Here is a 23,846-nt window from a genome sequence, read left to right as displayed (position 1 = left end):
GCTGCTATTAATTAGCATAAAAATTGGATTTAGCATAAAAATTGGCGCTATTGTAGCAAAATTTAGCTACTAAGGGGCGGATAGATGTGCTAATTTTAAGCTAAGGCATTGACGAATCATGCGATAGTAAAGGAGTCCTATGAGCGAGGTTAGCGATAAAAAAGTGGCATGGATGGCATTATCCGATTTATTTATCGATAATGAAATAAGCTATGAGTATATCGCCAAACGAGTAGCCCATCTGCCTATAAACGAGGTGAAGCGCATTTTGTTTTATGAAGTCGCGCCTGTGTGTATGAGCAACTTATTAGTCTTGAGTCCGAGCAATCACAAAGGCTTTAGCGAAGAGTATATCGTTTCTAATATCGAACAACATCTGCTTAAATGGCAAAACAGCCGCTTATACCGCAAAAAAACTGCGCTGAAAATTAAATTTTATAAATTCTGCTTAAAGCAAGATTGGCAAAAGCTAATCGCAGAGTTGTGCCGCGTACAACAAAGCCAGTCATAGATTTCAAACAGACCTAGGTCGCTTAAATCTATAAATAGACTAGGACGCGCTCTAGCCAAATTTGATAGTGGCTATGGTGTTTCTACGACGGCGTTTCTACGATACCAATCATCACGCCCATCTGTTTTTTATCATGCTTGTCTATGCTAGGGGCGTAAAGCGCTGAGGCAATACCACCATCCAAAAACAAGGCATTGGGGCAACGCAGATCTTTTTTGAATAGCTCAGCAAACTGATAAAAACTCACTGGCTCCTCACTATTGACCATCTGTACTGTGCCGTCGCTACAGACACCCACGCCATTACGAAACTTCAAAGACTGGCTATCAGGGTCGAATTTAGGATGAATCTCATTATCGATCACGAGCATCGGGCCTGATTGTGTGGCATACCAAGGCTGAGCTTTGTCATTTTTTATTAAGGCATCTAAAGCCTGACTCTCAGTGATTTGTAGCTTACCGGTTTTATCCCACCACAGCACACCATTGGGGAGTAGATGAAAATTACCGCCGCCTTCTTTTAGATTCAGCGCCCGTCTTTCTTCGCCTTCGATTACTGTATAGCCAATAGGCGCATAGTCCTCGTTATACATCCCTGCATTCATCGCATAGCTCAAAGACTGCGTGTTGGGTAAGGTGTCGATGAGTTCATCAAAGGTCAGTAGCGTCTGCTGATTCTCGTCTTGCCAAAATAATTTCAGCTGATACTGATCGCTAGTTAGTGCTTGGCTGTCGATGCGGCAAGCACTATAACTAAAAGGAGTCTGCTGAGTCGTACACGTCCAAAATTGCGCCGTTTTATCAGACTTATCTGCCTCAAAAGGCTGACAAGCGCTCAACGCTGCCACTGATAATAGCGTAGCGCCATGCAAGAATATTCGGCTATTAAGAGTCGTCGATAGGTTAAGAGACATCACTATTCTTTCAGATTGGTATTAATATTTTCAGTCACATCTTCGAGCGTTCTTTCAGGCTTTAGCTTTGTATTTTTACCCTTATCACGCGAGTCTTTATTGTAAGCGATGAGCGCATCATTGTCTGGTAAGAAATTATCGGCATCAGCCATTACCCACATTTGATTGAAAACATCAGCGCGGGCACTATGATCGAGTAGCGCGCCTTCATCCGCGAAGTAAAAGAACTTCGATAACAGCTTGATTTGTCCGTCATCAAGGCGGCGAGCGATATGATAAGGCTGCAATTGGCTTGGATGCTCAAGCCCTACAGCGCCAACGATACTCGACAAGGATTTCAGAGTGTTTTTGTGGAAGCTGGCAACGCGCTCCGCTTTGCTAGGCACATCTAAGGCTTTTTGGCGATAAGGGTCTTGAGTCGCAACGCCTGTGGGGCAAGTATTGGTGTGGCAAGAGCGCGACTGGATACAGCCAACAGCGAACATAAAACCGCGCGCGGAGTTACACCAATCTGCACCTAGCGCTAGCATACGAGCAATATCGAAACCAGAGACAATCTTACCACTGACGCCAAGCTTGATTTTATCGCGAATACCGGCGCCAACTAAGGTGTTATGTACGAGTAAGAAGCCATCGATAAGCGGCATACCGACATTATCCATAAACTCAACGGGAGCCGCTCCTGTACCGCCTTCGGCGCCATCGATAACGATAAAATCAGGATAGTTATCGGTTTCCATCATCGCTTTGACAATGGCCATAAACTGCCATGGCTGCCCGATGCAGAGCTTAAAGCCGACAGGTTTTCCACCTGATAATTCACGCAGCTGTTGCCAAAACGCTACCAACTCACGCGGCGTACTAAAAGCAGTATGCGAAGAGGGTGAGACACAGTCTTGACCTCTAAGTACTTGCCGGGTATCGGCAATCTCTTGAGTGATTTTCTCGCTTGGCAGTACGCCGCCTTTGCCAGGTTTTGCGCCTTGAGATAGCTTGATTTCAATCATTTTAACTTGGCTGTCAACTGCCTTTTCAGCAAAAGACTTAGCATCAAAATTACCCTCAGCAGTACGGCAACCAAAGTAACCGGTACCAAGCTCCCATATCAAATCACCACCGAATTTGCGATGATAAGGGCTGATTGCTCCTTCACCGGTATCGTGAGTAAAGCCGCCCATCTTTGCGCCTTGATTAAGCGCCATAATGGCGTTGGCAGAGAGACTACCAAAGCTCATCGCTGAGATATTAAATACCGACATATCATGCGGCTGTTGACAACGCTCGCCGCCGACCGTAATGCGAAAGTCTTGTTTTTCTAGCGGATGACTGAGGGCAGATTGCAAAAACCACTCTTTACCTTGAGCGTATAAATTATCTAAAGTACCAAAAGCATTGGTATCGCTAACATTTTTAGCGCGTTGATACACGAGCGCTCGCTGCTGGCGCGAAAAAGGCACTTGCTCCTTATCATCTTCTAATAAATACTGACGGATCTCAGGCCGAAAATCCTCTAAGACGTAGCGGACGTGACCGGCGACAGGGTAGTTGGTTAAGATAGAATGCTTGGATTGCATGACATCATAGATACCCAAGGCGACTAGTAGACCACCGATGATAATCAACCACCAATTAGTCAGCAGTATCCCTGCCAAAAATAATAAGGTAGCAGCAGCAAAAGTACTATAGCGTAGCAATAGGCCAATGAGGTAGGGAAAGCTCCCTTTAGGTTCAGCGTTTAGGTTGGTACGAGATTGGGGCATGGGGCAACTCAACAGTATGACAATAAATAACCGCTCAAAAGCAGGTGTGAAAATATTATACGTCTATATTAACACGGCTAAATGAATGTTAAGTAACGGTGTGCTAATGCTGAGCATGAAGACTTTGAGATGAGTCGGCAGGTAACATGACTACGCACAACCTTCCCCTCGCCTTAAAGCTGATTCAAAACCAATACTAATACTCGTGATCACATCATTATCGACTTGATACTTAGTACCTAATCTTTCATTGTTAGTGCTTTGATCATACCAATAATAAAGGATGATATTCTCATTCGGGCTACCGTAAGGGCTGTCAGTGACTTCAGGAGATTGGCCGTCATGCTTAGCGTATAACAGATCAAGACTATCGCCAACTTTGACACCATACGCCGATGAAATGTCTTCATCCACTGTGCCTATTTCAACTACCTTATTATCTATAATTATGTAGTCAGCAATAGGATGCTCAGAGCTTTGTGCACTAAAACAGTCATCTAATGTTTCAGTGTTTTGAGTGAATAATTTCGGGTCAAAGGTGTCACCAATCTTTATATTGTCAAGGCTATTGGTAGTAAAAGAGCCTGATGGTGTGATGTCAGTTGCCATACGCTCATCGATTTTGACTTTAGTGTCGCTAGCATCATTGATATCGTCAGCACTGGTCGTGTCTGGCGCTGGAGTACAAGCGTTTAAACTCAACAATAGTACCGTAAACAGAGCGCTCAACCGATAGTTTTTTTGGTTTAACATTTTCATAGCTTAATGCTCGCAATTTAAGGTCGTGCTCTTTTAATATAAGCTTGTCGTGCTTAAAGTCAATTTTATATGGGATAAAATTATATCTCTTCCTATTAAAGGTTTACAGTAGCGCTGCGTTCTGTTCAAATAGTTTTATCATTCAAAACCTGATTTTGCATAGCGCAACAGGTTTTTAAAAGATTGACATGCTTTTAATATTAAACAAATTGTTCAATCAAGCCAAGGAAAGCAACATGCCAGCACCGACCAGTTTACCCAGCAAGTCAAGCCCCAGTTTTGATTGGGAAGATCCGTTTTTATTGCGTAATCAATTGACCGATGAAGAGCGCATGGTCAGCGATAGTGCGCGTCAGTTTTTTCAAAAAGAGCTCATGCCTGGTATCGTGCAGGCCAATCGTAATGAGACGTTTGATCGTAATATTATGCGGCAAATGGGTGAGATGGGTTTACTTGGCGTGACTATCGAAGGCTATGGCTGTGCTGGTTTATCTAGTGTTGCTTACGGGCTGCTGGCGCGTGAGATCGAAGCGGTAGACTCAGGTTACCGCTCAGCGATGAGTGTGCAGTCCAGTCTGGTCATGCATCCTATCCACGAGTATGGTACTGAAGAGCAAAGAGAGAAATATCTGCCTAAGCTTGCTTCTGGTGAGTATGTTGGCTGCTTTGGTCTAACCGAGCCAGACTCTGGATCTGATCCTGCTTCTATGTCGACCCGTGCGCGTACTGTCGATGGCGGTTATGAGCTAACAGGTAGCAAGATGTGGATTACCAATAGTCCTATTGCTGATGTGTTCGTCGTTTGGGCCAAAGACGACGAAGAAAAGATTCGCGGTTTTATTCTAGATAAAGGTATGAAAGGGCTATCTGCACCGAAGATAGAAGGTAAGTTCTCACTACGTGCTTCTATCACCGGCGAGATTGTCATGGATAAAGTATTTGTCCCAAAAGCTAACGCCTTTCCTGATATCAGAGGCTTAAAAGGCCCATTTGGCTGCTTAAATAAAGCGCGTTATGGTATCGCTTGGGGGGCTATGGGCGCAGCAGAGTTTTGCTGGAAAGCGGCCCGTCAGTACACCCTTGATCGTAAACAGTTCGGTCGTCCGCTAGCGGCAACGCAATTGGTGCAGCTCAAGCTTGCCAATATGCAGACAGAGATTGCTCTTGGTCTGCAAGCGGCGTTGCGCGTTGGCCGTCTAATGGATGAGCATAATGCAGCGCCTGAGATGATATCGCTAATTAAGCGTAACAACTGCGGTAAAGCGCTCGATATCGCCCGCATCGCTCGTGATATGCATGGCGGTAACGGTATCTCGGACGAGTATCACATCATTCGTCATGTCATGAATTTAGAAGCGGTCAATACCTATGAAGGCACACACGATATTCATGCGCTGATTTTGGGTCGTGCACAAACGGGTATTCAGGCTTTCTTCTAATTTGCTATCCCGTTTAAATAGAAAGCTTAGAGTAAATTTTGATTAACGTACGTTAGGGTTTGGCTGTAATAGGCTTGATACTAGCGTACGTTTTTTAATTTTAAAATTTAGAAATTAGAAGAAGTGAAAATAAATACTGAGAATGCTATGAAAAATATAGATACTAATTCGTTAGGCGCTCTGCAAGGAATAAAGGTGCTCGATTTATCTAGAGTATTAGCAGGGCCGTCTTGTACGCAAGTGCTTGCCGACTTAGGCGCAGAAGTGATCAAAGTTGAACGCCCAAGTATCGGCGATGAAACTCGGCATTGGGCGCCGCCAGCTTTCAGCGATGAGACTTCCGCTTATTATGCGACTATTAATCGCAATAAAAAATCTCTAACTGTCGATATCACTACCTCAGATGGCCAAGCGATCATTAAGCAGCTAGTTGCCGATAGCGATATTATAGTGGAGAATTTCAAAGTCGGCGGTCTAAAAAAATACGGCCTAGATTATGCCAGTCTTAAGTCAGATAATCCGCGTCTAATTTATGCCTCTTTGACTGGCTTTGGCCAGACAGGCCCCGATGCTGCTTTGCCAGGTTATGATTATATTATTCAGGGTCTCTCAGGCTTGATGAGTATCACCGGCCCTAGCGATGGTCAGCCGCATAAGGTTGGGGTAGCAGTGGTTGATCTATTTGCAGGCTTGCAGCTCACCATCGGTATCCAAGCGGCATTGATCGCTCGCGCGCAGACAGGTCGCGGACAGCTGGTAGATGTGGCGCTATTAGATAGCGCTATTGCTATGCTAGCGAACGTTGGTATGAATCATCTCGCATCGGGCAAGATACCACCTAGACTGGGTAACCAGCACCCCAATATTGTGCCTTATCAGGTTTTTGCCGGCAAAGAGGCGCAGCACTTTATTTTAGCTTGCGGTAACGATAGTCAGTTTGCCAAATTATCTGAGCTGCTAGAGAAAGACTGGCAGCAAGACGAGCGTTTTATGAGCAACCCTGCACGAGTCAGAAACCGTCAAGCCTTATGTGAGCATCTGGCAGCAGAGTTTGTTCAGCAGCCGCGCGATTATTGGCTAAATGCTTTAAACCAAGCAGGTATACCTTGTGGTCCGATTCATAATATCAGTGAGGCTCTAGCCATGCCGCAGGTTAAGGCGCGGGAGATGATCGTTGATTTCAGCGAACAAGGTAGCCCAGTTCGCGCTTTGGGTAATCCAATTAAGCTCTCAAGGTCTCCCGTCAGCTACCGCTCGCCGCCGCCGCGTTTAAGCGAGCATACCGATGAGACACTGAGCGCTCTTGGTTATGATAGTAAGACGATTGCCAAGCTTCGAGCCGATGGCATTGTATGAGTTTTATGGCTGACAGTAGTATTGGTAATAGAAGTGTTAGCGGTAGTTGTAAACGTTATCTTCATCTTCTTATAATAAGTAAGCGCATTCACAATAGCTAAGTTATACCCTCCAAAATGGTAGCGATGCCAATACAATCGACTATACCGGCACATAAAATAGCTATCCATAAAAAAACATTGGCGTGCGGCTATCGATGTATTAACTATAAGTAAGAAACTATAAGTATAAATAAGGAAAATCATAATGTCTGATAATTTAACCCTTTCCAATCCAAAGCTGCTCAAACAACAATGCTTAATCAAAGATAGCTGGCAAGATTCAAGCGATGGCGCGACCATCGAGGTCACTAACCCTTTCAATGGACAGGCTATAGGAACCATCCCCAGTCTCACCAAGCAAGACGTCATCGACACAGTGGCTTATGCCGATGAAGTGCAAGCGTCGTGGGCCGCAAAAACCGCGCAAGAGCGCGGTGAGCTGCTACAAAAGTGGGCGGATTTGATTGACGAAAACCAAGAAGACCTTGCTGAGCTTATGACCGCTGAACAAGGTAAACCGCTGACAGAATCGCGCGGCGAAATGGCTTATGCCAACAGCTTTATCCGCTGGTTTGCCGAGGAAGGCAAACGCGTATATGGTGACGTTATACCTGCGACCAAAGCCTCATTGCGTCATGTGATTATTAAGCAGCCGGTAGGTGTGTGCGCTATTATTACGCCTTGGAACTTCCCAGCGGCGATGATTACGCGCAAAGTGGGTCCGGCTCTCGCTGCTGGCTGTACTGTGGTTATTAAGCCTGCTACGCAAACGCCTTTTTCCGCATTAGCGCTTGGGGTGTTAGCCGAGCAAGCTGGCATTCCCACCGGGGTTATTCAGATAGTCACGGGCAAATCCTCAATGATTGGCGAGGTTTTGACTAGCGACAAGCGCGTGAAAAAGCTCTCCTTTACGGGTTCTACTGAGGTTGGTCGAAAGCTTATGGCGCAGTGCGCGCCGACCATCAAAAAACTCTCACTAGAGCTTGGCGGCAACGCGCCATTTATCGTCTTTGATGATGCTGATTTAGAAGCCGCTGCTGAAGGCCTAATCGCCTCAAAATTCCGTAACGCCGGTCAAACTTGTGTCTGTGCCAACCGAATCTATGTACAAGAGAGCATTAAGGATAAGTTTTTGGATATCTTTATCAAAAAAGTAGAAGCGCTCAAAGTCGGTAATGGTATGAATGAAGGCGTCGATATCGGCCCGCTCATCAATGAAGATGGTTTAGAAAAGGTGCAAAATTTACTACAAGATGCGCTCGATAAAGGTGCTAAGCTCGTGACGGGCGGCGATAAAAACGATGCTTCGAAATTAAGCTTTAACCCAACCGTAGTGACGAATGTCACGTCCGAGATGGATATCGCCTCTGAGGAGATATTTGGACCTATTGCGACGATATTTACTTTTAAAGAGGAAGCTGAAGCCATCCAAAAAGCCAATGACACCATCTTTGGTCTAGCGGCTTACTTTTATAGTAGCGATTATGCGCGCTCATGGCGCGTCACCGAAGCGCTAGAATACGGTATCGTTGGCCACAATACTGGCATTATATCTACTGAAGTTGCGCCTTTTGGCGGGATCAAGCAATCGGGCTTTGGGCGTGAAGGTTCAAAATACGGCATCGAAGAATATGTCTCGATTAAATACTGGTGCAGCGCTGTGAGCTAGTACTATTTAAACCAGTGAATAACTTACACTTACTGTGCTTTTACAAGACGATGAGCGTATTCAGGACTGATACGTTTGAAATAAAAAGAGCTTAACCTTTTAGGGTTAAGCTCTTTTTATAATTATGACATGAAGGATCTGATATCTTAGATTGATTTCAACTTTTCTTTGTTAACGATATGGAGTCTTTTTCGGCGCGCTTTTTCACCGGTTGTTGCTCAGTCAGATGGTCGGAAGGTTTATTAAGAGACTGCGCTGCCGATTTAAGCGTTTTGGTTAGTTTTTTATCAGATTGCTTATTCAGTCTTGTCTGCTCTTCTATTAACGAATCTTCATGCAACATCTGATAAATACCAAGAGTCTCTGTAATCATCTCGCGCATGGTAAATTTGTTGGTCATTTCAGGACGGGTAACGCTTTCAAGTTGGCTTCGCACCACTTTACAAAGCGCTTTAGCGTTATATTTTTTGACTAAGCCTTGCGGATAGAGCGGCTGTAAAATCTCACTAAAAGCGGCTTGATCCCAACCGATAACGGGCGTGCCCAAATGAATCGCTTGTAGGGCATTAATCCCGATAGATTCAGGCTGATTGGCGAGCGCCATGACGATATTTGCTGCTGATAGCCACTCACGCATATCATTTCGCTTATTGCCCACATAAGTAATACGTTCAGACAGCCCTAAAGTATTGCTGCGCTGACGGAAGTCTTCATGCGCCACATCGCCTTCTCGGTAATCGTCATCCATAATGATGGCATGAATATTAGGGAATTGCTCTTGTAAGTTACCTAATATATCGATAAGCCATTCTTGCCCATATTCGTTACCGATAACTGTCGGAAACACTAGCCATTTTTTGTGCTCAAGCTCGGGATATTCGGCGAAGGTGCGACGTAGCCAGTAAACAGAAGGGTTATGCCGATAAGGGTAACGGCGCGTATCTATCCCGCGATAAATACGTTTGATGTGCTTAGGTCCGAGCTCCTCGCGGCGGATACCTTTGATCAAATAGTTAGTCACACTGTCAGAAACGGTAATGATAGTGTCAACATCTAGCAGCGCTTGCGAGTACTTGTTGATAGGGTAAAACCCATACATCGTAGACACAAGCTTTGGCCGGCGGTCTACTTTGGCGCGTTTAAGTGCCAAATGCAGTATCCAAGCCGGCGTTCTAGAGTGCACATGGATGATATCTGGATTGTACTTTTCGATCAGATGACGTAGCGGCGCGACTTGCAACAAGGACAACCAAGATTTTTTATTCATGTGCAGCTGATGGTATAAGTTACCATCGCGCTCTAGGCGCTTGACCAGCTCGTTATCTTCATCAGCGCTAGAAACAATGATAGAGGTGTGGTCGTTTTTGACCAAAGCGCGTCCAAGATGAAAAATCCCACGTTCGGATTCATCGTGTTTTAAAGAAGATAATAAGCGCATAACTATCATAATAGCGGCAAGAACTCTTTAAGTTAAAAGGTTGAAAATATCAAAAAGATAAGCTGCTATTGTCAGTTAAAAAAGAGTAAAACTCAACCTTATAGCAAGATTGCTTAGTATAAAAGCTACTGATGTCTTTTAAAGGCGCTAATGATGACTAGCGCTTTTTTTGCAAGTAATCGGCATTGGGCAGTATTTGTTTCTCGCTCAGATATTTCCAGTAGCGCTGCGGCATATGCTGTCTATGAAGACGCGTGTTTTTACGCTCTTTAATATTGACGTTAGTAAAGTAGCCTTGCCAAAAACGCTGATAACGCTGCTCACTAGGGCTATGGATGCTAGCAGGATTACGCAGTACCGCCTCATCTAGATCGGTGATGGTTTGCAACTCGGCAGGACGCGAAGGAGCGCTTTGGCTTTTATCATAATAAATGCCGTAGCCACGCGCTAAGTCGTATATCGCCCAATGCTGATCTTGATAGCGCTGACGAAAATGCTCACCGATAATAGGCAGCACATTAAAATCAGGCTCAACGCGTGCAAAATAAATATCATCGGTCGTATGCTCAAAGCGCACAAAAGCTTCCATACGGTGCTTTTCTCGGTGCACTGATTTCACCGTTTGCGCAAGCTCCAATACCTCCAAACGCCCTAAATCCTCCAAAACGTTACGCTTAGGATGATCGATAGCATATTTAATGACATGGAATAGGGTAGTGCCGATGTTAGGCTTTTCCGATAAAAATCCCCAAAGAATTTGGCGCATTCCTGAACGCCCGAGCAGTTTATTTAGTTTAGTTAACACACGCTGAGCCTGCTCGTCATCAGTGATAATGCTAGTCGCGGTGCTAATTAAGGAAGGTATATATTGATGCGCAGCGATCAGCTGCAAGGACTCATCATGTTGCATTTTGCGCTCGTAAACCTGATAAACTGCGCTAAGCCAACCCTCAAAGCTTGGCTCATAGAGCAGAATACTCGGCGTTAAATGACCGACGGCAAAGCTATCTTTTAAAGCAAGCTGCGACATAAGTTATCCTATAGAGTGGTGTTTGGAGGCAGTCAGTACATGCTTCAGACTTTAGAATAACGCCATTTGACCGCTACGCTGATCTTTATACTTGGTTTGCGTCTGCGCGAGCACGTATTGACGAAAGTTGTCGCGAGTCAAATGCGCTAAGTGTTCGTTCTTACCGGTAGTCGCGATAAAGTATTTGGCACGATTGACCGCCGCGCCCATCTTTTTGAGATGATGCAAGGTCAGCTGATTAAACTTACGCGCTTTAATAATCTTTTTCGCGGTTCTAGTACCAATACCAGGGATGCGCACAATCATCTCGTAAGGTGCGGTTTGGATATTTACGGGAAAGTGCTCGCGATGACGAATGGCCCAAGCAAGCTTTGGATCGCAGTCTAAGTCCAAAAACGGTGACTCCGGCTCAACAATTTCATGCGCGCCAAAACCGTAAAAGCGCATTAACCAGTCCGCTTGATAGAGACGATTTTCGCGCACCATAGGCACAGGCGTACCGATAGCGGGCAGGCGACTATCTGTAAGCATCGGTACATACCCTGAATAGTAGACACGTTTGAGATCATACTGTTTATAGAAGTGGCTCGATAACTGAATCACTTGCAAGTCAGTCTCATTGCTAGCGCCCACAATCATTTGGCTGGTTTGACCCGCTGGCGTGAACTTTGGCGCTTTTTTATGGGTTTTACGGCTCTCACGGATAGTGATGATCTCTTCTTTAACTGTCTCCATCGGTGCTTTTAATTGATCATGCGACTTCTCAGGCGCCAGCAGTGCAAGCCCTGACTTAGTCGGAATTTCGATATTGACGCTCAAGCGATCAGCATACAGCCCTGCTTCTAATAGTAGCTCTTTGGACGCACCGGGAATGGTCTTTAGATGGATATAACCATTAAAGCGCTCACGAGTGCGCAAGATTTTTGCCACTTCCACTAAGCGCTCCATAGTGTAGTCGCCACTTTTAAAAATTCCAGAGCTCAAAAATAGCCCTTCGATATAGTTACGACGATAAAATTGCATGGTTAAATCAACCACTTCTTCGACACTAAAAGCAGCGCGCGGCGTGTCATTACTCTTACGTGAGGTGCAGTATGCACAGTCATAAATACAGTGATTGGTTAATAGGATTTTGAGCAAACTGACACAGCGACCATCTTCGGTATAGCTGTGACAGATACCAGTTGCTGAGGCGTCACCGAGGCCGCCGCCTTGGTTTTTGCGGGTGCCAGCGGACGAAGAGCAAGACACATCATACTTAGCGGCGTCCGCTAAAATATTGAGCTTGCCTTGCAGTCGTTCATAATTAATGCTTGCCATAAGTGCATATTACCCATTCATTAATAGAGTACTATTTTAGCAAAATTGTAGTTAAGTCACTGTAATTATTAAAGAAACAGTAAAGGTAAACGACAACTGTTGTCGTATAATAAACCATAAAAAAAGGCCTTAAAGATTAGGCCCTTTTAATTTGCAATTTAAATGGTACAAGCTAAATTTTACTGCACCTTAGCGCGTATCACGACCGTTTGCGGCGTGTTAGCAGGTAGGTTGGCCAAGTTCCACTTGAGACCTGAATAATTCTCTTGTACCACTACCGTATTACCGACTTGCTGAATAGTCTGATAGCTATCGCCGCCAGTAGTTGCCAAAGTCGGCAGTGGACTGTTCAACGACACCACTCTGACGCCATTAGGCAAAGCAACCATAGCGTTAATATCATTGATAGGCTGCGCGCTACTATTCACGTAAGTGGTGTGATATTCGATAACATCACCCGGCTTAATGCTATTGGCAGGGACAGCGACATCTCGGCCGCTACTATCTTTTAGGATTTTCATCACTTTAGTATTAGCATTAACGACACCAGGAGTACTAAAAGTGGGGTTCAGTTGGAGCGTCTCTAAAGTGGTCACCGTCTGACTGGTAACGACTGGCTCTGTGACGATTTGATTATTAACGACAGAAGCTGTGGTAACCGGAGTCATGACTTGAGTGACGGTATTGGTGGGGGTAGACACTGTCGTCACTGGCGTATTGCCGTTCTGCTGGGTGACTTGGCTAGTAATAGGTCCTTTGGTAATGACAGTCGATGAGCCTTGACTGACGGTATAACGTGGCACGTTAGTCACTTTCGTTACTGAGTAAGGCATGCCATTTTGCATAGAGATGCCATTTGGGGTTGCGGTGATAGTAGCGGTATTGCCGTCAGAATACTGCTCAACGACAGTGGTGCTGCCCGTAACAGGTTGATTGATGGTGATTTCAGAAGCGGCGTTGGCACTAAAGGGTAACAGCATCAAGCTAGCTATCGCAGCCGCGAAAACCTTTTTATTAATGATATTGTCTGTGGTCATAATAAAATCCTTAAAATAAAGTAAACAATCCGTTATTGACTCAAAAGTTAACTGATTATCTGCTAAATATAAGGGAATTAAATAGTAGCATTGTGTAATTTGCCAAAAGTGAATAAATCTACATTTACTGCTAGTAATAAATTAACAACGCGCATAAAAATACCTCAAAAGATTAAGTAAAATTTAATCAGTTGAGGTGTTTTAAGGAAGCTAAGGCCGAGCTGAATTAGCTATAAATGACTTTCATCACTTCATATTCAACCACGCCCTTTGGCGTTTCGATACGGGCTTCGTCGCCTTCAAACTTACCGATAAGGCCACGTGCGATAGGCGAGTTGACCGAGATTTTACCTGCTTTAAAGTCCGCTTCGTCATCGCCGACGATCTGGTACTGCTTTTCTTCTTCGGTATCGACGTTTTCGATAACTACGGTAACACCAAACACCACTCGGCCTTCTTTATTTAAGGTTGCCGGATCGATGACTTGAGCGCCGCCAAGCTTAGCTTCGATATCACGGATACGCGCTTCACAAAACCCTTGTTGCTCACGGGCAGCATGATATTCAGCGTTTTCTTTTAGATCACCGTGTTCACGGGCGTCAGCGATAGCGGCGGTGATGCGCGGACGATCGATGGTTTTTAATTGTTTGAGCTCGCTTTCTAGAGCGGCGTGACCTTGCGGAGTCATAGGGTAACGTTGCATGTTTTTTCCTTAAACCAATAATAGCACACCATCTCCTACTCCTAGTGAATAGTGAGATGGTGCTATGTTGTTGCAATGAGTGTGAAATATAATATGGGGATAAAGCAAAGTAATAAAAGTTTAATATATCCTGATCTAACTCGATCAAAGCATAATAAAAAGCATAGTAACAGTGATGCCACTATGCTTTTTTAAAACGGTTAAACTTTTAAAATATGCTTTACGATAGTGTCTAATCTACTGAATTTAAGTTGCCAAGTCAATAGAATATAAATACAGGTCGCAAGCGCTACTAAGCAACAGGCTTAGCTTGCGCATGCAAGTCTTGCAGCTTATAAACATCGAAAGGCAAGTCGATAGCGTAAGATTTGCAAACGGCTTCGGCGGCGCCTAAGGTGGTGACATAGAAGACCTTACCTAGTAGCGCACTACGGCGAATAGAGAAGGAGTCCTCTTGTGCTTGCTTGCCTTCAGTGGTATTGATGATCAAATCAATCTTGCCGTTTTTGACCGCATCAACGATATGCGGGCGACCTTCGGTTACTTTGTTAATTTGCTTACAGTCAATGCCGTTGTCAGCCAATACCGCTTGTGTGCCAGTGGTCGCCACTATCTCAAAGCCATAGTTTTGTAGCTGACGAGCGACTGGGACGATTTGTTCTTTATCGCTGTCTCGTACTGAAATAAAGACAGTTTTAGTCTCATCTTCAGTAGGTAGACCCGGCAGACGCTCGTTACTACCGATAACCGCTTTATAAAAAGCTTCACCAAAGGTTTTGCCTATGCCCATCACTTCACCTGTCGACTTCATCTCAGGGCTTAAGATAGGATCGACGCCCGGGAACTTAGCAAACGGGAAAACCGACTCTTTTACTGCATAAAAATTAGGTTTGATCTCGGTCATAAAGCCTTGATCTTTCAATGATGTACCTGCCATGCAACGAGCGGCTACTTGCGCAAGCGAGGTACCGATACATTTTGAGACAAAAGGTACGGTACGCGCGGCGCGTGGATTGACCTCGAGAATATAAACGGTCTCGCCTTTGACCGCAAACTGCACGTTCATTAGGCCAATAACGCCGAGCTCTTTTGCCATGGCAATGGTCTGCTCGCGCATCACATCACACAGCTCATCGGACAATGAATAAGGCGGTAATGAGCAGGCCGAGTCACCAGAGTGTACGCCCGCTTGTTCGATATGCTGCATGATACCGCCGATCACCACATCTGTGCCATCACAGACGCAATCGACATCGACTTCGACCGCGTCATCTAAGAAGCGATCGAGAAGTACCGGCGCTTCATTGGACGCTTGTACCGCGGTGCGCAGGTAATGCTTGAGCTCGTCTTCGTTATAGACGATCTCCATGGCGCGTCCACCGAGCACGTAAGACGGGCGTACCACTAGCGGATAGCCGACGTCTTTTGCTTTGATTAGGCCATCCTCAAGACTAGTGGCTAGCGCGTTGGACGGCTGGGTTAGATCGAGCTGCTGAATCATGTGCTGGAAGCGCTCACGATCTTCAGCGCGGTCGATAGCGTCAGGGCTAGTACCGATGATTTTGACGCCAGCTTCTTCTAGAGCGCGGGCGAGTTTCAGCGGTGTTTGCCCACCGAACTGCACGATAACACCATCAGGCTGCTCGATCCGCACAATTTCTAATACGTCCTCTAGCGTAATAGACTCAAAATAGAGACGGTCTGAGGTGTCATAGTCAGTGGAAACGGTCTCAGGGTTACAGTTGACCATAATGGTCTCGTAACCATCTTCACGCATGGCAAGCGCTGCATGGACACAGCAATAATCAAACTCGATACCTTGACCGATACGGTTAGGACCGCCGCCGATGACCATGATTTTCTTGTTGTCAGTGGGTTCAGCTTCACACTCGCTATCGTAGCTTGAGTACATATAGGCGGTGCTAGTAGCAAACTCTGCTGCTGCGGTATCAACGCGTTTATAAACCGGATGGATATTTAAATCCCAGCGCTTAGCGCGTAATTGCTTTTGTGAGATGCCTAGTAGTTTAGCTAAGCGCAGATCTGATAAGCCTTTACGCTTAAAACTACGTAAATTCTGCTCATTTAAATCGCCAAAGCCAAGCGCTTTTACGTTTTCTTCAGTTTTGATAATATCTTCGATTTGTACCAAGAACCAAGGATCGACGTTAGTGAATTTAAATACTTCTTCCACGCTCATACCGATACGAAAGGCATCGCCGATATAGAAGATGCGATCGGGAGTTGGTACAGTCAAACGATTAATAATCTCGCTACGCGCTTTTTCTGGTTTCACTACCGCTAAGTCGATTTGCTCATCGAAGCCGTCTGCGCCAGTCTCGAGGCCGCGTAGTGCTTTTTGCATAGACTCTTGGAAGTTACGGCCGATAGCCATCACTTCACCAACCGATTTCATCTGCGTCGATAGGATATTGTCCGCTTGCGGGAACTTCTCAAAGTTAAAGCGCGGTATCTTGGTAACAACATAATCCAGCGTCGGCTCGAAGCTGGCAGGAGTGGCACCGCCGGTGATGTCATTTTGCAGCTCGTCAAGAGTATAACCTACGGCTAGTTTGGCAGCGATTTTGGCAATCGGGAAGCCCGTGGCTTTTGACGCTAGCGCTGAGGAACGCGAGACGCGCGGGTTCATCTCAATGACGACCATGCGACCATTTTTTGGATTAATACCGAACTGCACGTTAGAGCCGCCAGTCTCAACACCAATCTCACGTAGTACTGCCAATGAGGCATTACGCATGATTTGATATTCTTTATCAGTCAAGGTTTGCGCCGGCGCGACCGTGATAGAGTCGCCGGTATGCACACCCATCGGATCAAAGTTCTCAATGGTACAGATAATGATGCAGTTGTCGTTTTTATCACGCACGACTTCGGTTTCGTACTCTTTCCAGCCAATTAGCGATTCATCGATAAGCAGCTGATGAGTAGGGGATAAGTCAAAGCCGCGTTCACATATCTCGATGAACTCTTCGCGGTTATAAGCGATACCGCCGCCGGAGCCGCCCATGGTATAAGAAGGACGAATGATACACGGATAGCCCATTTTCTCTTGGGTGGCAAAAGCCTCTTCCATCGTTTCAGCAATCTCAGCGCGTGGACATTCTAGGCCAATACGTTTCATAGCCTTGTCAAATAAGTCGCGGTCTTCTGCCATTTCAATTGCATCTTTGGTTGCGCCAATCAGCTCACAGCCGTATTTTTCTAACACACCGTTACGATCTAGCTCTAGTGCACAATTGAGCGCCGTTTGACCGCCCATCGTTGGCAAAATCGCATCAGGGCGCTCTTTATCAATAATTTGCTCAACGGTTTGCCAAGTGATGGGCTCTATGTAAGTGGCGTCCGCCATGACTGGATCGGTCATGATAGTGGCAGGGTTTGAGTTGACTAAGATAACGCGGTAACCTTCTTCGCGTAAGGCCTTACACGCTTGTGCGCCTGAGTAGTCAAACTCGCATGCTTGACCGATAACGATAGGGCCTGCGCCAATGATAAGAATGCTTTTTATGTCGGTACGTTTTGGCATAATGTTTTTAAGTCCTATTTTGGCGGATTAGAATTTTCAGGTGCTTACTACAATTTACAATTGGTTTTAAGAATTATTAGCTGCTGCCATTTTAGGCGCTATGATGAGTCTTAGCGCCTAGATCGTTTATTCTTAAGGTTAACTATCTATGCTTACTCTTATGCTTACACTAAGGGTGGGGCGGCCTATTAAGCCTTAGCCTTTTCCATCATAGCTGCAAACTTGTCAAACAGCTCAGCCGCGTCATGAGGGCCAGGACTCGCTTCAGGATGTCCTTGGAAACTAAAGACCGGCTTGTTGGTCAGCTCAATGCCTTGGTTAGTACCATCAAACAAAGAGCGATGCGTTGATTTTACATTATCAGGCAAAGTGTCTTCATCGATTGCGAAACCATGATTCTGGCTGGTAATCATTACAGCGCTTGTCTCAAGGTCTTGTACGGGATGATTTGCGCCGTGATGGCCGGTTTTCATCTTAATCGTATTCGCGCCGCTAGCCAGCCCAACCAGCTGATGCCCTAAGCAAATACCGAAGGTTGGAATATCCGTCTCTTCAATGATGTGACGCACGCTATCGATAGCGTAGCCACAGGCGGCAGGATCTCCTGGGCCATTTGATAAAAAGATACCGTCTGGATTCATTGCAAGGACGTCTGCGATCGGCGTTTGTGCAGGAACCACTGTTACTTTACAGCCGCGATCCACCAGCATACGTAAGATATTAGTCTTCGTGCCAAAGTCGTAAGCGACGACGTCATATTTGTGCTCGATATGCGTGCCTAGTTGTTTGAAAAATCCACCCGTACCGCTGTCATGACTACCGGGTGCATCACGATTGAGCAAGGTATCTGATAACTCCCAAGTGCCCGCTGTCCATTCAAAGCCTTCAGGATGACTGGCTTCTTTTGCTAAGTCCATGCCTTTTAGGCCGGCGAATGCTTTAGCCAGCTGTATGGCTTGTTGCTCATCATCTTGACTGACCTCAATGCCGTTCGACGCGGTCATAATACAGCCGTTCTGCGCGCCCTTTTCACGCAAAATACGCGTCAGCTGACGAGTATCGATCTCAGCAATAGCGACGGTATCATTGCGTTTTAGATAATCGGTTAGTGATTCAGAGTTGCGAAAGTTTGAAGTGGTTAAAGTCGCATCACGAATGATAAGACCTTCCGCCCAGACTTTATTATTGGTATTGCTAGATTCGCTGTCCTCAGAGTTGGTGCCAGTATTGCCAATATGAGGATAGGTGAGGGTGACTAATTGACGCGCATAGCTTGGATCGGTTAGGATTTCTTGGTAGCCTGTCATCGCGGTATTGAAGACCACTTCACCGACCCTGTGACCAGAACTACCAATACTGACACCTCGAAAAATCGTCCCATCTGCTAATGCCAAAATTGCTTGTGTTGTCGTCGATGAATTCAAGGATTTGCCTCCGCTATTGATGATGAATGCTCTACTATTTGTGGTCATTATTTCAGCGAATAATCGATAATTTATGCTGATTCAAAGCGTTATAAAACCATATACAGCCAAAATTTTTCCACAAAAAAGCGAGAAGACAAATAGATGAAAAGATACTTAATTCACATGTTGGTGAAGAGTAACTTACATCATGTCCACTCGCTTAGGCACAGATTTTGAGCATTATATAAAAAAACCAGGCAGATAGCTAGACTCATTTACAATTAACGATAGGTAATCATAAGGATTCTTTAAATTATAGTTTCAGTAGTGATGCTACGGCTAAATTAGCGGTACAAAGTGTAGATAAAAAGTGCAGATGAATAGAAGTTTAAACTGTAAAATAGCCTAAGCAGAAATAAAAATATTATGGATTTACAAGCTTAGTATGCAAAAGGGCAAATAATATACTTATAAAACGGCTGGATTTTCAGCGATAGCTTTGCCACAATGGATTGCCTTTGCAGTAGGTGTTTTTACTACCTACTGCTCCAAATGATTTCGCGTTTCAAAAGCCGCTCTACAAAAAAGTCAATGCTAATAGGCCAAAGGTTTGCTGCTTATAATCAGCCTATGAAAACTGTCTCTTATGGACGATAACACAACTATAATATAAACAAGGATAAGTTATGATTTATCAGTATTTAGAAAAAAAACCTGAGTTTGCCGCCCCTTTTAATGGCTGGGTTGCCGATACGGCGCGAGTCATTGGTGATGTTTATTTAGGTCATCAAGCCAGCGTTTGGTTCGGTGCGGTGATTCGCGGTGATAACGAGCGTATTCATATCGGTGACTATAGTAATGTGCAAGAAAACAGTGTGATTCACACTGATGCGGGTATCGAAGTCAAAATCGGCGATTATGTCACTATTGGGCATTTAGCGATGTTGCACGGCTGTGAGATCGGCGATAACAGCCTGATTGGTATCGGTGCGGTGGTATTAAATAAAGCCAAGATTGGCAAAAACTGTATTATCGGCGCTAAGGCTTTGGTCACCGAAGGTAAAGAAATTCCAGATAATTCATTAGTGATGGGCGCGCCGGCCAAAGTAGTTAAGACTTTGACTAATGAGCAAGCCGCTATGCTTAAGCTATCCGCTATGCACTACGCAGATCGCTGCCAAAAGTTCAAAACGGGCCTGACTGAAATGCAAGCGCCTGAATAAGCTTTACATCCATTTAAAACAAGAAGCTTAAATAGCCTTAATAGTAAGCAAGCGCTCTTATGTTAGGGCGTAACCCTTTATCCTCAGCGAGTATGTATTATGAATAAACCTTCTACCCCAATCTCTTCGACCAATCGGACATTAGCTTTGTTTGATTTAGATCATACTTTGCTCGATGTCGATAGCGACTATTTATGGGGAGAGTATATCGTTAAACATGGTTTGGTGGATGAGGCCGAGTATCGTACCGCCAATCAGAAGTTTTATAATGACTATATAGAAGGTACCTTAGATGCGACGGAGTATAATGAGTTTGTCGCACAGTTTTTGAGCAGCTTACCGATGGACAGGCTTGATAAATTACGTGAAGACTATATAAAAACAGAAATTGAGCCGCACATTCGCCCAAAAGCAATGGAGGTGTTGTGTGAGCACGTGGAGCTTGGTCATGAAGTAGTGATTATTTCAGCGACCAATAATTTTGTGGTATCGGCTATCGCTCAGCGTTTTGGTATCGAGTCTGCCAATGTATTATCGACGCCGCTTGAGATTAAAGATGAGCGCTATACCGGAAAACTCACCGATAAGCCGAATTTCAAAGAAGGTAAGATTTATCATCTTGATAAATGGCTCGATAAAAAGCAGCGAGACGGTATCAGCTTTGACAAAACGTATGCTTATTCTGATTCTAAGAATGACATTCCGCTATTAGAATGGGCAGATATTGCCGTTTGTGTGTCGCCTGATAAGGCTTTACACGCGCACGCGTTGGCGCATCGCTGGGCGGTTGAAGATTGGTCGATTTAGCGCTATTAAAGTGTTTTGACGCTATTCAATTGTTAAACTCCAAAATTATATACCTTTCAAAAACACAGGAAAACTAATGGAAATTAATCCGTACCAAGAGCAAATTAAAGACTTATCCGAGCGTGGACAGGACCTGCGGAGGTATCTTTGACTTCGATGGTAAGCAAGAGCGTCTTGAGGAAGTCAATTTAGAGATGGAGAGTCCGGAACTATGGAACGATCCGGAACGCGCCACCAAAATCAGTAAAGAAAAAAGTCAGCTCGATAGTGTCATTGAGGTGGTAGTGTCACTTGAAACGACGTTAGCAGATGCGGCAGCGATGTTAGAGCTTGCGGTGGAAGCGGATGATGAATCCTTGCTTAAAGATGTACAAAGCGAGCTTGATAGTGCCGAAAAACGCGTCGCTGATTTGGAGTTCCGCCGGATGTTTAGCGGTGAGATGGACCCGAACAATTGCTATCTAGATATCCAGTCGGGTAGCGGCGGTACAGAGGCGCAAGATTGGGCGGAGATGCTATTACGTATGTACACGCGCTGGGCGGAGGCGCACGGCTTTAAGGTTGAGGTGATTGAGGTGTCCTCTGGCAGCGTGGCTGGTATTAAGTCTGCCACTATCGAGATCAAAGGCGATTATGCCTTTGGTTGGCTGCGTACCGAGATTGGCGTGCATCGCTTAGTACGCAAGTCACCCTTTGATAGTAATAACGGCCGTCATACTTCTTTTGCTGCGGTTTTTGTCTCGCCTGAGATTGACGACGATATCGACATCGATATCAATCCTGCCGATTTGCGTATCGATACTTATCGCTCATCCGGTGCCGGTGGTCAGCATGTCAACACCACAGACTCTGCGGTGCGTATCACCCATGAGCCAAGCGGTGTGGTGGTCACTTGTCAGAACGAGCGTAGCCAACATGGTAATAAAGCCACGGCGATGAAAATGCTACGCGCTAAGCTCTATGAGCTTGAGATGCAAAAGCGCATGGAGAGCCAGCAAGCGGTGGAAGACAATAAATCTGATGTTGGCTGGGGCAGTCAAATTCGCTCTTATGTGCTCGATGACTCGCGGATTAAAGACTTGCGTACTGGGGTGGAGACTTTCAATACAGGTGCGGTGCTGGACGGCGATCTTGATCAGTTTATTGAAGCGAGTCTCAAAGCAGGATTGTAAATTCAGTTTATAGGTTGAACTATATTAAAATTAAATGCTTACTTAAGGAAAAACAATGCCAAGCGTAAATAGTTATTTCGATGATAAAGTCACCTCCATTGCTTTTCAAACGGCCACACTTCCTGCCACCGTTGGTGTTATGGAGATAGGCGAGTACGAGTTTGGTACTAGCGAATTTGAAACGATGAGTGTAGTGAGTGGGGCACTCACCGTAAAGCTGCCAGATAGCGATGACTGGCAGACTTTTAAGGCGGGCGAGCAGTTCACCGTTGAAGCTAACCAAAAATTCAATGTGAAAGTCGAAGTCGAGACCGCTTATCTTTGCATGTATGGCAAATAGAGCATTCTAAGCAAGACTCTTATTATCATTATAAAAAACGCTAAGTTTATGCTTGGCGTTTTTTTATGGCTAGCTTTTACACAGCGTCATACATTATCGGCGTCAATTTAACAGTAAAAACACCTTTAATTAATTATGCTTAAGCCTTAGTAATTGACTTAAGTAATGATAAATATTAAGGATTTTAACTTATGGCCAAAACAGCCAAAGATGCCACGCTTGAAGATCTTCGTCATGATTATGAGCGCTTAGCCAAGCAAGCAAAACTGCGCTATGTCAGCGATGAGGAGCCAGGATTTGAGCGTCGCCGTCACGGACGCGGCTTTACTTATCGTGATGAGGCAGGCAAGACTGTCAAAGACAAAGCTTTGCGCCAACGTTTTGAGGCTTTGGTGATTCCACCAATGTGGTCTGAGGTGTGGATATGCCAACATGAAAACGGTCATCTACAATCAACAGGGCGTGATGATAAGGCGCGTAAGCAGTATCTGTATCATGAGCTGTGGGATAGCGTCCGCGATCAAGCCAAATTTGAGGCGATGAGAGGCTTTGCCACCGCCTTGCCTAATTTGCGCGCGCAAGTCGAAAAGGATTTAGAAGCTGAGACTTTATCACATGATAATGTGCTCGCTGCGGTAGTCAAATTGCTAGAAACGACTTTGATCCGCATTGGCAATAGTCGCTATGCTAAGCTTAATAAAAGCTATGGCCTTAGCACACTGCGCAGTAAGCATGTGAGTGAAACAGAGAATGGCTTGGCCTTCGATTTCGTCGGCAAAAGTGCCAAAGCGCATCATATTGAATTGCAAGACGAGCGCCTCATTAATATTGTGCAGGCTTGCTCTGAGCTGCCTGGCTACCAGATTTTTAAGTACTTAGATGATAATGGCGACAAATGCGTGGTTGATAGCGCCGATATTAATGAATATCTACGCCTGCATCTATGTGAGGATGGCAAGGCTGCCTCGGACTGCGTGAGCAGGCTCTATAGCGCTAAAGACTTTCGCACTTGGATGGCCAGTGTGCTGGCAGCTAGTTATTTATATGATGAGCTACAAAACGGTAACGGCGAAGAGATTCTAGCGAGCGCGCCTGATAGTCAGCTGCGGCAAACATTAGTCACCGAAATGGTCAAAGATGTCGCTGAAGAGTTAGGCAATACGCCAAGCGTCTGTCGCTCCTCTTATATCAACCCTGTCATTATCGAGAAATTCTTGGCAGGAGAGTTTTTTGATGCCTACAAAAAAGCTCGGCAGGGGCGCACTAGGCAATATCAAAGCGTAGAAGAAAAAGCGCTGCTGAGTTTTTTGCATGGCTTAGAGTAGGGCTTGTTGAAATAAAACTAGAAATGCGTTACTAATAGAGCAAGTTATCA

Annotated in this window: 19 protein-coding genes; 9 read left to right on the top strand and 10 right to left on the bottom strand. The window is 45.2% G+C overall.

Annotated elements, in window-relative coordinates; translation table 11 throughout:
- The first annotated feature begins 139 nt into the window (after window positions 1–139).
- Window positions 140–511, top strand: coding sequence for a DUF7079 family protein (locus ACS8FD_RS10615; protein WP_439275816.1), 372 nt, complete (start codon window positions 140–142; stop codon window positions 509–511).
- An 82-nt stretch (window positions 512–593) separates the two neighbouring features.
- On the opposite strand, the gene ACS8FD_RS10610 is transcribed toward ACS8FD_RS10615, so the two are convergent.
- The 3 genes from ACS8FD_RS10610 to ACS8FD_RS10600 form a co-directional block, all read right to left on the bottom strand.
- A complete protein-coding gene (locus ACS8FD_RS10610; RefSeq protein WP_439275815.1) occupies window positions 594–1,424 on the bottom strand; it encodes a phosphodiester glycosidase family protein in 831 nt (276 codons plus the stop codon).
- A gap of 2 nt (window positions 1,425–1,426) precedes the next feature.
- Window positions 1,427–3,184 (bottom strand): FMN-binding glutamate synthase family protein, encoded by a 1,758-nt coding sequence (locus ACS8FD_RS10605; protein ID WP_439275814.1) that lies wholly within the window; start codon window positions 3,182–3,184, stop codon window positions 1,427–1,429.
- A 150-nt stretch (window positions 3,185–3,334) separates the two neighbouring features.
- Window positions 3,335–3,943 (bottom strand): hypothetical protein, encoded by a 609-nt coding sequence (locus ACS8FD_RS10600; RefSeq protein WP_439275813.1) that lies wholly within the window; start codon window positions 3,941–3,943, stop codon window positions 3,335–3,337.
- 236 nt (window positions 3,944–4,179) lie between these two features.
- Here ACS8FD_RS10600 and ACS8FD_RS10595 point away from each other — a divergent pair, with 236 nt between their 5' ends.
- The 3 genes from ACS8FD_RS10595 (at window position 4,180) to ACS8FD_RS10585 (ending at window position 8,448) form a co-directional block, all read left to right on the top strand.
- Window positions 4,180–5,382 carry an acyl-CoA dehydrogenase gene (locus tag ACS8FD_RS10595; protein ID WP_439275812.1) on the top strand — a complete coding sequence of 401 codons (1,203 nt, stop codon included), beginning with the start codon at window positions 4,180–4,182 and terminating at the stop codon, window positions 5,380–5,382.
- Window positions 5,383–5,529: 147 nt separating this feature from the next.
- Entirely contained in the window at window positions 5,530–6,738 is a 1,209-nt protein-coding gene (locus ACS8FD_RS10590) for a CaiB/BaiF CoA transferase family protein (RefSeq protein ID WP_439275811.1), read from the top strand.
- 246 nt (window positions 6,739–6,984) lie between these two features.
- Window positions 6,985–8,448: an NAD-dependent succinate-semialdehyde dehydrogenase gene (locus tag ACS8FD_RS10585; RefSeq protein ID WP_439275810.1), complete on the top strand. Its 1,464-nt coding sequence runs from the start codon at window positions 6,985–6,987 to the stop codon at window positions 8,446–8,448.
- Window positions 8,449–8,605: 157 nt separating this feature from the next.
- On the opposite strand, the gene ACS8FD_RS10580 is transcribed toward ACS8FD_RS10585, so the two are convergent.
- From ACS8FD_RS10580 to carA, 7 genes are all read right to left on the bottom strand, one after another.
- Window positions 8,606–9,895, bottom strand: a complete 1,290-nt coding sequence (locus tag ACS8FD_RS10580; protein ID WP_439275809.1) for a glycosyltransferase — start codon at window positions 9,893–9,895, stop codon at window positions 8,606–8,608.
- A 148-nt stretch (window positions 9,896–10,043) separates the two neighbouring features.
- Complete coding sequence (locus ACS8FD_RS10575; RefSeq protein WP_439275808.1) at window positions 10,044–10,916, bottom strand: TIGR03915 family putative DNA repair protein; 873 nt, start codon at window positions 10,914–10,916, stop codon at window positions 10,044–10,046.
- A gap of 51 nt (window positions 10,917–10,967) precedes the next feature.
- Window positions 10,968–12,236 (bottom strand): putative DNA modification/repair radical SAM protein, encoded by a 1,269-nt coding sequence (locus tag ACS8FD_RS10570; protein WP_439275807.1) that lies wholly within the window; start codon window positions 12,234–12,236, stop codon window positions 10,968–10,970.
- A 179-nt stretch (window positions 12,237–12,415) separates the two neighbouring features.
- Window positions 12,416–13,273, bottom strand: a complete 858-nt coding sequence (locus tag ACS8FD_RS10565) for a hypothetical protein (RefSeq protein WP_439275806.1) — start codon at window positions 13,271–13,273, stop codon at window positions 12,416–12,418.
- A 226-nt stretch (window positions 13,274–13,499) separates the two neighbouring features.
- A complete protein-coding gene (gene greA / locus ACS8FD_RS10560; protein WP_439243898.1) occupies window positions 13,500–13,976 on the bottom strand; it encodes a transcription elongation factor GreA in 477 nt (158 codons plus the stop codon).
- Between the two features lie 292 nt (window positions 13,977–14,268).
- Complete coding sequence (carB, locus tag ACS8FD_RS10555) at window positions 14,269–17,523, bottom strand: carbamoyl-phosphate synthase large subunit (protein WP_439275805.1); 3,255 nt, start codon at window positions 17,521–17,523, stop codon at window positions 14,269–14,271.
- A gap of 188 nt (window positions 17,524–17,711) precedes the next feature.
- Window positions 17,712–18,947 (bottom strand): glutamine-hydrolyzing carbamoyl-phosphate synthase small subunit, encoded by a 1,236-nt coding sequence (carA, locus tag ACS8FD_RS10550; protein ID WP_439275835.1) that lies wholly within the window; start codon window positions 18,945–18,947, stop codon window positions 17,712–17,714.
- A 668-nt stretch (window positions 18,948–19,615) separates the two neighbouring features.
- On the opposite strand from carA, the gene ACS8FD_RS10545 reads away from it, so the two are divergent.
- From ACS8FD_RS10545 to ACS8FD_RS10525, 5 genes are all read left to right on the top strand, one after another.
- On the top strand, window positions 19,616–20,152 hold the full coding sequence (locus tag ACS8FD_RS10545; RefSeq protein ID WP_439275804.1) for a gamma carbonic anhydrase family protein: 537 nt from the start codon (window positions 19,616–19,618) through the stop codon (window positions 20,150–20,152).
- Window positions 20,153–20,251: 99 nt separating this feature from the next.
- Window positions 20,252–20,959, top strand: a complete 708-nt coding sequence (locus tag ACS8FD_RS10540; RefSeq protein ID WP_439275803.1) for an HAD family hydrolase — start codon at window positions 20,252–20,254, stop codon at window positions 20,957–20,959.
- Window positions 20,960–21,035: 76 nt separating this feature from the next.
- Window positions 21,036–22,131, top strand: a protein-coding gene (prfB, locus tag ACS8FD_RS10535; RefSeq protein ID WP_439275802.1) for a peptide chain release factor 2 whose coding sequence is annotated in 2 segments (ribosomal slippage) — window positions 21,036–21,107 and window positions 21,109–22,131 — 1,095 coding nt in all. Because the reading frame shifts where the segments join, the coding sequence is not laid out codon by codon here.
- Between the two features lie 55 nt (window positions 22,132–22,186).
- Window positions 22,187–22,471 carry a pyrimidine/purine nucleoside phosphorylase gene (gene ppnP, locus ACS8FD_RS10530; RefSeq protein ID WP_439275801.1) on the top strand — a complete coding sequence of 95 codons (285 nt, stop codon included), beginning with the start codon at window positions 22,187–22,189 and terminating at the stop codon, window positions 22,469–22,471.
- Between the two features lie 191 nt (window positions 22,472–22,662).
- Window positions 22,663–23,796 (top strand): DNA topoisomerase IB, encoded by a 1,134-nt coding sequence (locus ACS8FD_RS10525; protein ID WP_439275800.1) that lies wholly within the window; start codon window positions 22,663–22,665, stop codon window positions 23,794–23,796.
- Window positions 23,797–23,846 lie beyond the last annotated feature (50 nt).

This window comes from Psychrobacter sp. 1U2, from assembly GCF_051847575.1.
The sequence above is the reverse complement of the archived record's forward strand: the minus strand, read 5'-3'. Positions and strand labels throughout refer to the sequence as shown.

Bases quoted from the DNA above. Each gene is read 5' to 3' on its own strand.
- ACS8FD_RS10590 (WP_439275811.1), top strand. From the start codon at position 5,530: ATGAAAAATATAGATACTAATTCGTTAGGCGCTCTGCAAGGAATAAAG.
- ACS8FD_RS10610 (WP_439275815.1), bottom strand. From the start codon at position 1,424: ATGTCTCTTAACCTATCGACGACTCTTAATAGCCGAATATTCTTGCAT.
- ACS8FD_RS10525 (WP_439275800.1), top strand. From the start codon at position 22,663: ATGGCCAAAACAGCCAAAGATGCCACGCTTGAAGATCTTCGTCATGAT.
- ACS8FD_RS10600 (WP_439275813.1), bottom strand. From the start codon at position 3,943: ATGAAAATGTTAAACCAAAAAAACTATCGGTTGAGCGCTCTGTTTACG.
- carB (WP_439275805.1), bottom strand. From the start codon at position 17,523: ATGCCAAAACGTACCGACATAAAAAGCATTCTTATCATTGGCGCAGGC.
- ACS8FD_RS10585 (WP_439275810.1), top strand. From the start codon at position 6,985: ATGTCTGATAATTTAACCCTTTCCAATCCAAAGCTGCTCAAACAACAA.
- ACS8FD_RS10565 (WP_439275806.1), bottom strand. From the start codon at position 13,273: ATGACCACAGACAATATCATTAATAAAAAGGTTTTCGCGGCTGCGATA.
- ACS8FD_RS10570 (WP_439275807.1), bottom strand. From the start codon at position 12,236: ATGGCAAGCATTAATTATGAACGACTGCAAGGCAAGCTCAATATTTTA.
- ppnP (WP_439275801.1), top strand. From the start codon at position 22,187: ATGCCAAGCGTAAATAGTTATTTCGATGATAAAGTCACCTCCATTGCT.
- ACS8FD_RS10545 (WP_439275804.1), top strand. From the start codon at position 19,616: ATGATTTATCAGTATTTAGAAAAAAAACCTGAGTTTGCCGCCCCTTTT.
- ACS8FD_RS10615 (WP_439275816.1), top strand. From the start codon at position 140: ATGAGCGAGGTTAGCGATAAAAAAGTGGCATGGATGGCATTATCCGAT.
- ACS8FD_RS10595 (WP_439275812.1), top strand. From the start codon at position 4,180: ATGCCAGCACCGACCAGTTTACCCAGCAAGTCAAGCCCCAGTTTTGAT.
- ACS8FD_RS10580 (WP_439275809.1), bottom strand. From the start codon at position 9,895: ATGATAGTTATGCGCTTATTATCTTCTTTAAAACACGATGAATCCGAA.
- greA (WP_439243898.1), bottom strand. From the start codon at position 13,976: ATGCAACGTTACCCTATGACTCCGCAAGGTCACGCCGCTCTAGAAAGC.
- ACS8FD_RS10575 (WP_439275808.1), bottom strand. From the start codon at position 10,916: ATGTCGCAGCTTGCTTTAAAAGATAGCTTTGCCGTCGGTCATTTAACG.
- ACS8FD_RS10540 (WP_439275803.1), top strand. From the start codon at position 20,252: ATGAATAAACCTTCTACCCCAATCTCTTCGACCAATCGGACATTAGCT.
- ACS8FD_RS10605 (WP_439275814.1), bottom strand. From the start codon at position 3,184: ATGCCCCAATCTCGTACCAACCTAAACGCTGAACCTAAAGGGAGCTTT.